The following is a 596-nucleotide window of genomic DNA, read 5'->3' as shown; positions in this document are numbered from 1 at the left end:
CGGGTGCTACCGGCGCTACCGGACCTCAAGGCATTCAAGGACCAACGGGTGCTACCGGCGCTACTGGTATAGGAGTTACTGGACCTACTGGACCTTCTGGTGGGCCTACCGGACCTACTGGGCCAACTGGACCTAGCTTCCCTGTAGCAACAATTGTTGTAACAAACAATATTCAGCAAACAGTACTGCAATTTAATAACTTTATTTTTAGTACTGCAATTAACGTAAACAATATTATCTTCAACGGCACAGATACAGTTACTGTTATCAACGGTGGTATTTATGTAATTAGCGTATCCATTTCTACAACTGCGCCAGGATGCGCTCCACTCGGAGTAGGAATTTCAATTAATGGAGCAGTCGCAACTGATAATTTCTCTTCAAATTTAATAGGCGACTCACTTTCATTTACTACAATCGAAACATTAGTAGCTGGTGCAAGAATTTCTGTCCAATCTACTCTTAATGAGATTACGATTCCTGCGACAGGAAATACTAACATCCGCCTTACTGTATTTAGAATCGCTTAAATTTCACTATATATTGTTTATGACAAATAAAAAAAGAGCGAGAAACTGAAGTGACCCCTAAAAGTT

1 protein-coding gene is annotated in these 596 nt (G+C 40.9%); it reads left to right on the top strand.

What is annotated here, in order from left to right:
• A partial coding sequence (locus tag DN403_RS29420) for a Gly-Xaa-Xaa repeat protein (protein WP_098816556.1) occupies window positions 1-530 on the top strand: 530 nt, incomplete at its 5' end.
• Window positions 531-596: the final 66 nt, after the last annotated feature.

Origin of the sequence: Bacillus sp. AY2-1 (assembly GCF_008368965.1) — a bacterium.
Taxonomy (GTDB): domain Bacteria; phylum Bacillota; class Bacilli; order Bacillales; family Bacillaceae_G; genus Bacillus_A; species Bacillus_A thuringiensis_S.
This window is presented reverse-complemented; position numbering and strand designations above follow the sequence as displayed.